We start from the raw sequence: 8,750 nt of genomic DNA, 5'->3' as shown, positions 1-8,750 counted from the left end.
CCGCGCTACATCTCTGCGGACCACTACAACGCGGCCATGCGCGTGAAGAACATCCTGCAGAAGTACAAGGACCTCCAGGACATCATACGCCGAAGCTGCGGCGCGGCTGTCCGCGACGTACACCTCAGGACGCCCAGATGCCGGTGATGTCCTGGGCGGAGGCCGCGTTGCCCGCGTGGGCGGTGAGGCCCTTCATGTCCTCCAGCGTGCGGAGCAGGTTGTAGTGGTTGTACGTCGTCGTCGAGGACGAGCCCGGGGTGACGGGCTGGCCGTACAGGACGGTCGGGATGCGGTTGCCGGACAGCTTGTTGTCCTCGTCGAAGGTGACCACGAGCAGGCTGTTGTGGGTCTTGGCCCAGGTGGCGTAGGCGCCGAGGTTGTTCTTCAGCCAGGTGTCACCGGTGGACACCGAGCAGTCGTGCATGTCGCTGCACAGGTTCGGCACGACGAACGAGACGTCGGGCAGCGTCGAGTAGTCGGTGGGGAACTGCGCGAACGTCTTGGCCGACGAGGTCGGCACGTTGCTGAAGCCGAACCACGGGTTGTGCTTGCGGGCGTAGGTGCCGCTGCTGCACGTGGTCGAGCCCTGGCTCGGCAGCGTCTCGTTGTAGCTGGCCCAGGTCTTGCCGGCGCCGAGCAGTTCGGAGGCGAGGTTGGGGGCGGAGGAGAAGCCGGGGGTGTAGCAGCTGTCGTCGGTGATGCCCTGGGTGGAGCCGGAGAACAGGGCGAAGTAGTTGGGCTGGCTGGGGTGGGTTTCGCCGTACGACTGGGTCAGGTTGGCGCCGCCGGACTTCAGCGAGTTGATGTACGGGGCGCTGGAGGAGTCGATGACCTGGCTGTAGGCGTGGTTCTCGAAGACCACGACGACCACGTGGTCCGGGGTGGGCACGGCGCCCGCGGCGTGCGCGGTCTCACCGCCGAGCCCTGTCCACAGGCCGACCGCGGCTGCGGCCAGGGCCGTGGCCGAGGCCAGGGCGGTACGGGCGCGGCGGTACACGGAACTGCCGGACACATCAACCTCCGGGTGGGGACGGGTGGGCTGGCGGTGCGGTCAGAGCATGCACACGCCACTATGCCCGTGGCTCACGTGGGGCAACCCGGGGAATGAAGAGCGGATGAATTACCGGCCCTGGGGAGGGCCTTGGGGGCCTGGGGAGGGCTGCGGGGCCTTCGCGGGCTGCGGGCCTAAGGGGTCTGGGTGGGTTGTGCGTCTTGCACGGGCCGGGCCAGGCGAGCCAGCACCTGGTGCAGGGGTTCCCCGGCGCGGCGGCGGTATTCCTGGACGGCCCAGCCGTTGCCGTCGGGGTCCGTGAAGTACATGAACGTCGCCCCGTCGTCCGGCGCGTACCGGACCGGCTCGGAGACCTCGAGGCCGCGCCCGACCAGTTCCGCGTGGGCCGCCTCGATGTCGGCCACGCAGAGCTGGAGGCCCTGGTAGGAGCCGGGGGCCGGGCGGGGGCCCTTCGTCATCTCCCAGATGCTGTCGCCGAGGGCGATGGAGCAGCCGGAGCCGGGGGGCGTCAGCTGGACGATGCGCATGCCCGGCATGACCTCCGTGTCGATGTCGAGGTGGAAGCCGACCTTGTCCCGGTAGAAGTCACGGGCCCGGTCGATGTCGCTCACGGGCAGGGGGATCACTTCGAGGGTGAAGTCCATCGTTCTCCTCCTCCTGGTGGTCCCCCCACCGAAGCGGAAAACCGTGTGGTGCGCCACCGGATGCGCCGGCGGGGTGTGCCGGTCCCGGCGGGTTCGCCGGGGGGCACATGGGGCCGCCGGTGGGTTCGTCAGCCGAACATGCCCGGCCGGTAGTCGCCGGCCGGCTGGCGGACGAGGACGTTCATGCGGTTGTAGGCGTTGATCACGGCGATCAGGGAGACGAGGGCGGCGAGCTGGTCCTCGTCGTAGTGCTTGGCGGCGTTCTCCCAGACCTCGTCCGGGACGCCGGGACCGTCGGCGATCCGGGTGCCGTACTCGGTGAGCTCGAGGGCGGCGCGCTCGGCGTCGGTGAACACCGTGGCCTCCCTCCAGGCGGCGATGAGGTTGAGGCGGACGGAGGTCTCACCGGCGTGGGCGGCGTCCTTGGTGTGCATGTCGGTGCAGAAGCCGCAGCCGTTGATCTGGCTGGCGCGGATCTTGACGAGTTCCTGGGTCGTGGCGGGGAGAGGGGAGTCGCTGACCACCTTGCCGGCGGCGTTGACGGAACGCAGGAACTTGCCGGCGACGGGGTTGGCGAAGAGGTTCAGTCGGGCGTTCATGGGGTGCTCCCTCGTGGTTCGTCGGTGCCTTTCGCTGGTCTGACGGACCCGGGGTGACCGGTGTGACAGGTGGCCGATGTGACCTGCGTCACGAGGGCCTGGGGTGGCCCCGCCCCTCGACTGCCCCGGCCCTGCGCGGCTGAGGTCCGCCAAGTCGCCTGACTGTGCGGCGACTTGGAGTGCTGTCCTGAGGGGTTGTCAGTGCAATTTCACATTACTATGTTACAGCTCACATTGCAGTGGCATGCACGCCTCAAGGTAGCCACTCCCCACACCGAGGAGCCGCAGGTGTTCCACACGTCACGCCTGTTCCCGCCCCGGCGCAGATCGCTGCGCGCCGCTTTGCTCGCGGCAGCCGTCACCACCGCCCTGCTCGGCACGGCCAACGCCCCCACCGCCCAGGCGCACGAACGCACGGAGGTCACCCCTCACGCGGTCACTCCCGCCGGTCCGTCGCACGACGACGTGGCCCGCCTCGGCACCGCTCCGAGGCCCCGCACCTTCGCCGAGACCGCCCCCGGCGCCCGTCGTGCCGACGGCCGCGTCCCCGGCCCGGTGACGAAGCCCCTGTCGCCGGCCGCCGCCTGCACCCTGGACGACGTCACCCGCCTCGACCCCGAGCGCTTCGCCGACTTCCTCGCCGAACCGGCCGTCACCGCCGACGGCTGTCTGCGCACCCTCCTGTGGGCCTGGGACGCCCGGCTCGCGCCCGTCATGGACGACGCCCACGTCCAGGCCGTCGCCCGCCGTGCCGCCACTCTCGCCGCAGGCCACGACGGCCGCGACTCCAGCCACCTGCTGGAGATGTTCACCTACCTGCACGCCGTCGTGTACCACGACTTCTCGCGCGACGAGATAGACGTCAGCGACGCGCCCACCCAGGAGGCCATGCGGCGGGCGGTGTACTACTTCGGCACCGCCCCGCACACCTTCGACGCCACCCGTACCAACGCCGAGACCCTGCGCGAGGCCCTCTACACCGGCAGCGCCCCCGGTCTGCGCCAGTCCCAGCCCGGCCTGATCCGCAAGGTGCTGGCCACGCTCGACCGGTACCACACGGACACCTACGCCGACCCCTCCTGGGGCGGCGTCGTGCTCGCCGCGCTCAGCGTCAACTACCTCGGCCTCTACGAGGGCAACCACGACACCGCCTTCCAGGCCGTCGTCGCCCGCGACGACGCCTACCGGGACGCCTTCCGCCGGTTCGCCGGATACACCCACCTCAAGGGCACGCCCAACGAGTGGGCCGTACGGGACGCCCTGTCGGAGTACGGGCGCTTCGGCGTCGTCGCCTCCCTGCGCGAGAGGATCGTCTCCGGCCTCGGCGCGCTGCTCACCCCCGTGACCGACACCTGGGGCCGCGGCAGCGCCCCCTGGGCGAAGGTCGTGTCCTGGCTCGGCTCTTACGGCGCCTGCAAGCCGTACGCCGTGTGCAAGGACGACATCGAGCGGCAGCTGTTCCCGTACACCTACAGCTACGACAACGGCGCCCTGAAGGTCCGCACCGCCCTCGACCGCGCCACCGTCGACCAGCTCTACTACGCGAGCAAGCAGGTCAAGGCGCAGTTCCTGCGCGTGCTCGGCACCCAGGCGCCGCTGGCCGAGGACACCAACGGCGTCCTGACGATCGTGCTGTACGCCTCCCGCGCCGACTACGAGAACTACCACCCGCTGCTCACCGGCATGGACACGAACAACGGCGGCATCTACATCGAGCAGGGCGCGACCTTCTACACCTACCAGCGGCGCGTCCCGCAGGACTCGCGGCTCACGCTGGAGGAGCTGTTCCGCCACGAGTACGTGCACTACCTCAACGGCCGCTGGGCGGTGCCCGGTTACTTCGGTGAGGGCCCCTGGTACCAGGGTGACCGTACGACGGCGATGGACGAGGGCACCGCGGAGTTCTTCGACGGCTCGACCCGCGCCGGCGGCATCGCCGTGCGCAAGTCCCTGGTGCGGGGCGTCATCGCGGACACCGCTAACGGCACACCGCGGATGAGCGTCGACCGGCTCCTGCACGCCACCTACGACGGCGACGGCTTCCGTTTCTACGACTACGCCGGCACGTTCTTCGAGTACCTGTGGAGCGAACACCCCTCCCTGCTGCGCGAGATGTACCGGTACCTGCGGGCCGACGACCCGGCCGGCTTCGACGCCTGGCGTGCCCGCACGGGGCGCGACGACGCGGTCCAGCAGGGCTACGACGCCTTCCTGGACCGGCAGATCGCGCACGTCGACGGCCTGTACGTGCCCGACACCACCTACACGCCGGACGGCGGGCTGCGCGAATCCACGGCCGACGCGGTGCGCACCGCCTTCGCCGCCGCCACCTTCACCGACCCCGCCTGCACGGCGAACGGCGACCCGGGCATGCCCCGGTTCGTCTGCACCGGCCGCATCACCGCCCGGCTCGCCGACGCGGGCAGCGCCGACCGGGTCTTTCAGGACATGTCCGCCACCGTCGACCGCTTCCTGCTCGACCGGGCCGCGTCCGCCTCGCCCAACCTCGCCGACATGAACTGCACCTTCGGCGAGGTGGAGATCTGGGCCGACCGCACGGCCGGCACCGCGGACTTCGCCTGCGAAGGCCCGCTGCGCCGCTGATCGCACCGGGGCTACGGACCCTTGTGAGGCTCAGTACCATGTGAAATATTACTGAGGTGCCCACGAAAGAGCCCGCACCTCTGGACGCCGTGATCGTCGGCGCCGGAGCGGTCGGGGCGGCGTGCGCGTACTACGCCACCCGCGCCGGCCTCTCCGTCGCGGTCGTCGACCGCGGACCCGTCGCCGGCGGCACCACCGGAGCCGGCGAGGGAAATCTCCTCGTCTCCGACAAGGAGGCGGGACCCGAGCTCGAACTCGCCCTGCTCTCCATCCGTTTGTGGCGCGAACTCGCCGCCGCCCTCCCACCGGAGGGCGCCGTCGAACACGAGCTCAAGGGCGGTCTCGTCGTCGCACCCGACGAGACCGCCCTCACCGCACTGCGCGCCTTCGCCGCCGGTCAACGTGCGGCCGGCGTCCAGGCGTACGAGATCAGTGCCCGGGAACTGCCCGAACTGGAACCCGAGTTGGCCCCAGGTCCGGCCGGTGGCTTCCACTACCCGCAGGACGCGCAGGTACAGCCCGCCAAGGCCGCGGCCGCCCTGCTGCGCGCCGCCCGCCGCCAGGGCGCTCGCGTCCGGCTCGGCGAGGAGGTCACCGCCGTCCTCACCGACGCCCGCGGCGCCGTACGCGGCGTCCGCACGCCGCGCGGCGACCTGCACGCCCCCGCCGTCGTCAACGCCGCCGGCACCTGGGGCGGCCACCTCGCCGCACTCGCCGGCACCCACCTGCCCGTGCTGCCGCGCCGCGGTTTCGTCCTCGTCACCGAACCGCTGCCGCCCGGTCTGATCCGCCACAAGGTGTACGCCGCCGACTACATCGCCGACGTCGCCAGCGACTCGGCCGCTCTGCAGTCCTCCGCCGTCGTCGAGGGCACCCCCGCCGGGACCGTCCTCATCGGCGCCACCCGCGAGCGCGTCGGCTTCGACCGCAGCCTGTCCACCGAGGCCCTGCGCCGCCTGGCGAGCCAGGCCACCGCCCTCTTCCCCGCCCTGGCCGACGTGCACGCCCTGCGCGCCTACTGCGGCTTCCGCCCCTACCTGCCCGACCACCTGCCCGCGATCGGCCCCGACCCCCGCGTCCCCGGCCTCCACCACGCCTGCGGACACGAGGGCGCGGGCATCGGCCTCGCCCCGGCCACCGGCCTGCTCGTCGCCGCCGCGCTCACCGGCGCCGAACCGCCCGTGCCGATCGAGCCGTTCCGCCCCCACCGCTTCCCCCCGCCGGACGCCACCCCAGGAGCCCCCTCATGAGCCGCGTGCCGCGCACCCCGCTCGGCCTGGTGCGGGCCGAGCCCGAACCGCCGTACACCTTCACCTTCGACGGCCGCACCCTCACCGCCCTGCCCGGGCAGAGCCTGGCCGCCGCCCTCTGGTCCGCCGGCATCCTGTCCTGGCGCACCACCCGGGGCACCGGGGCGCCGCGCGGAGTGTTCTGCGGGATCGGCGTCTGCCACGACTGCCTCGCCACCGTCAACGGCCGCCCCAACCAGCGCGCCTGCCTGGTCGCCGTACACCCCGGGGACACGGTCACCACCCAGGAGGGCACCGGCCATGACACCGACCGCTGACCTCGCCGTCGTCGGCGCGGGGCCCGCCGGGCTCGCCGCCGCCGTCCGGGCCGCCGATCTCGGACTGAGCGTCACCCTGCTGGACGCGGGGGAGCGGCCCGGCGGCCAGTTCCACCGGCACCCTGCGCCGGGCCTGCGCGCCTCCCGCCCCCAGGCCCTGCAGCGCGGTGGGCGGGACTTCACCGGGCGGCTGCGGCGGCTGGACGGCGACCGTCTGACCCACCTGCCCCGCCATCACGTGTGGACCGTGGTCCGCGCGGGCGCGCACTGGCGGCTGCACGCCGTCGCCGGAGGCGACGAGACGCCCGCCACCGTCGAGGCGCGCGCCGTCCTGCTCGCCACCGGCGCCTATGAGCGTCAACTCCCCTTCCCTGGCTGGACGTTGCCGGGAGTCGTCGGCGCGGGCGGTGCGCAGGCCATGCTCAAGTCCCACCTGGTGCTGCCCGGCCGGCGGATCGTCGTCGCCGGCAGCGGCCCCCTGCTGCTCGCCGTCGCCGGGTCACTGGCCGCCGCGGGCGTCCGCGTCCCCGCCGTCGTCGAGGGCGCCGACCACACCGCGTACGCCCGCACCCTGCCCGCCCTGCTGCGCAACCCCGCCAAGCTCGCCGAAGGCGCCCTGTACGGCGCCGGTCTGCTGCGGCACGCCACCCGGCTGCTGTCCCGGCACGCCGTCACCGCCGCCCACGGAACGGCCCGCGTCGAGGCCGTCACCGTGACCCGGCTCGACCACGACTGGCGGCCCGTGCCCGGCACCGGGCGGCGCATCCCCTGCGACGCGGTCGCCGTCGGGCACGGGCTCGTCCCGCAGCTCGACCTCGTCACCGCCCTCGGCTGTGCCACCGGCCTGACCCCGGACGACACCCCGGCCGTGGTCGTGGACGCCGGGCAGGCCACCTCCGTGCCCGGTGTGTGGGCCGCGGGGGAGTCGTGCGGGGTGGGCGGGGCCGATCTCGCGCTCACCGAGGGCGAGATCGCCGCCGACGGCGTCGCCCACGCCCTGCGCGGCACCCCGCGCGACGCCCGCCGCACCGCCGCGCTCACCCGGCGCCGGGCCCGGCTGCGCGCCTTCGCCGACGCGATGGCCGCCGCCCACCGGCCGGGGCCCGGCTGGGCCGACTGGCTCGACCCCACCACCGAGGTGTGCCGGTGCGAGGAGGTCACCGCCGGACGGATCCGCACGGCCGTCACCGAGTACGGCGCCCAGGACGCCCGCAGCGTCAAGCTGCTCACCCGCGCCGGGATGGGCTGGTGCCAGGGGCGGATGTGCGGACAGGCCGTCGCACGGCTCGCCGGTGCACCCCCGGCCGCGGACCGTCGCCCGCTGTCCTGCCCGGTGCCCCTGCGGCACCTGGCCGCGCTGCCCGTCAGCCCCCCTTCACCCAGCGAGGAGTCCGAAGCATGACCGCACCCGACACCCGTACCCGCCCCTGGCACGGCGTCATGGTCGCCACCACCCTGCCGCTGCGCGACGACCTCTCCGTCGACTACGACGCCTACGCGCAGCACGTCGCCGACCTGATTGCGGCCGGCTGCGACGGCGTGGTCCCCAACGGCTCCCTCGGCGAGTACCAGACCCTCACCGACGACGAACGCGCCCGCGTGGTCCGCGTCGCCGTGGAGGCGGCCGGCGACGGCGCCCGGGTGATGCCCGGCGTGTCCGCGTACGGCAGCGCCGCCTCCCGCCGCTGGGCCGAGCAGGCCGCCGAGGCCGGCTGCGGCTCCGTCCTGCTGCTGCCGCCCAACGCCTACCGCGCCGACGACGCCACCGTCCGCGCCCATTACGCCGAGGTCGCCCGAGCCGGGCTGCCGGTCGTCGCCTACAACAACCCCCACGACACCCGGGTCGACCTCGTTCCCGCCCTGCTCGCTCACCTGCACGCCGACGGACACGTCGTCGCCGTCAAGGAGTTCAGCGGCGACGTCCGCCGCGCCTACGAGATCGCCGAACTGGCCCCGGGACTGGACCTGCTCGTCGGCGCCGACGACGTCCTGCTCGAACTCGTCCTGGCCGGCGCCGTCGGCTGGATCGCCGGCTACCCCAACGCCCTGCCCGGCGCCTGCCTCACCCTCCACCGGGCCGCCGTCGACCGCGACCTCGACCTCGCCGTGCCGCTCTACCGCGCCCTGCACCCGCTGCTGCGCTGGGACTCCAGGACCGAGTTCGTACAGGCCATCAAGGCGTCCATGGACATCGCCGGCCGGCCAGGCGGCCCCACCCGGCCGCCCCGCTCCCCGCTCACCGGGGAACAGGCCGCCGCCGTCCGCGCCGCCACCGAGAAGGCCCTCGCCGAGGGCCTCGACTGACCGCCGCCCGACCGACGTCC

Annotated in this window: 8 protein-coding genes; 5 read left to right on the top strand and 3 right to left on the bottom strand. The window is 73.2% G+C overall.

Annotation, left to right across the window (positions count from 1 at the left end; genetic code table 11):
* Positions 1-124: 124 nt before the first annotated feature.
* The 3 genes from AB0J12_RS33560 to AB0J12_RS33550 form a co-directional block, all read right to left on the bottom strand.
* On the bottom strand, positions 125-1,012 hold the full coding sequence (locus tag AB0J12_RS33560) for an alkaline phosphatase family protein (protein ID WP_363268398.1): 888 nt from the start codon (positions 1,010-1,012) through the stop codon (positions 125-127).
* 173 nt (positions 1,013-1,185) lie between these two features.
* Positions 1,186-1,656: a VOC family protein gene (locus tag AB0J12_RS33555; RefSeq protein ID WP_363268397.1), complete on the bottom strand. Its 471-nt coding sequence runs from the start codon at positions 1,654-1,656 to the stop codon at positions 1,186-1,188.
* A gap of 128 nt (positions 1,657-1,784) precedes the next feature.
* Positions 1,785-2,255 (bottom strand): carboxymuconolactone decarboxylase family protein, encoded by a 471-nt coding sequence (locus AB0J12_RS33550; protein WP_363268396.1) that lies wholly within the window; start codon positions 2,253-2,255, stop codon positions 1,785-1,787.
* Positions 2,256-2,543: 288 nt separating this feature from the next.
* Here AB0J12_RS33550 and AB0J12_RS33545 point away from each other — a divergent pair, with 288 nt between their 5' ends.
* Genes AB0J12_RS33545 through AB0J12_RS33525 form a run of 5 tightly spaced genes read left to right on the top strand, consistent with a single transcriptional unit; the run spans position 2,544 to position 8,730 of the window.
* On the top strand, positions 2,544-4,859 hold the full coding sequence (locus tag AB0J12_RS33545; RefSeq protein ID WP_363268395.1) for a collagenase: 2,316 nt from the start codon (positions 2,544-2,546) through the stop codon (positions 4,857-4,859).
* 56 nt (positions 4,860-4,915) lie between these two features.
* Entirely contained in the window at positions 4,916-6,109 is a 1,194-nt protein-coding gene (locus AB0J12_RS33540) for an FAD-dependent oxidoreductase (RefSeq protein WP_363268394.1), read from the top strand.
* Positions 6,106-6,426 (top strand): (2Fe-2S)-binding protein, encoded by a 321-nt coding sequence (locus tag AB0J12_RS33535; RefSeq protein ID WP_363268393.1) that lies wholly within the window; start codon positions 6,106-6,108, stop codon positions 6,424-6,426. Before AB0J12_RS33540 ends, AB0J12_RS33535 begins: the two co-directional genes overlap by 4 nt.
* The gene (locus AB0J12_RS33530; RefSeq protein WP_363268392.1) at positions 6,410-7,828 is read left to right on the top strand and encodes an NAD(P)/FAD-dependent oxidoreductase; all 1,419 of its coding nucleotides are present in this window, start codon (positions 6,410-6,412) and stop codon (positions 7,826-7,828) included. Before AB0J12_RS33535 ends, AB0J12_RS33530 begins: the two co-directional genes overlap by 17 nt.
* Positions 7,825-8,730 (top strand): dihydrodipicolinate synthase family protein, encoded by a 906-nt coding sequence (locus AB0J12_RS33525; protein ID WP_363268391.1) that lies wholly within the window; start codon positions 7,825-7,827, stop codon positions 8,728-8,730. Before AB0J12_RS33530 ends, AB0J12_RS33525 begins: the two co-directional genes overlap by 4 nt.
* Positions 8,731-8,750: the final 20 nt, after the last annotated feature.

Source organism: Streptomyces sp. NPDC049915, assembly GCF_040656475.1.
Taxonomy (GTDB): Bacteria; Actinomycetota; Actinomycetes; order Streptomycetales; family Streptomycetaceae; genus Streptomyces.
Note: the sequence above shows the minus strand (reverse complement) of the source record. Positions and strands in the feature narration are given on the sequence as shown.

Coding starts and splice junctions, on each gene's coding strand:
- AB0J12_RS33550 (WP_363268396.1), bottom strand. CDS start 2,255: ATGAACGCCCGACTGAACCTCTTCGCCAACCCCGTCGCCGGCAAGTTC.
- AB0J12_RS33530 (WP_363268392.1), top strand. CDS start 6,410: ATGACACCGACCGCTGACCTCGCCGTCGTCGGCGCGGGGCCCGCCGGG.
- AB0J12_RS33525 (WP_363268391.1), top strand. CDS start 7,825: ATGACCGCACCCGACACCCGTACCCGCCCCTGGCACGGCGTCATGGTC.
- AB0J12_RS33535 (WP_363268393.1), top strand. CDS start 6,106: ATGAGCCGCGTGCCGCGCACCCCGCTCGGCCTGGTGCGGGCCGAGCCC.
- AB0J12_RS33555 (WP_363268397.1), bottom strand. CDS start 1,656: ATGGACTTCACCCTCGAAGTGATCCCCCTGCCCGTGAGCGACATCGAC.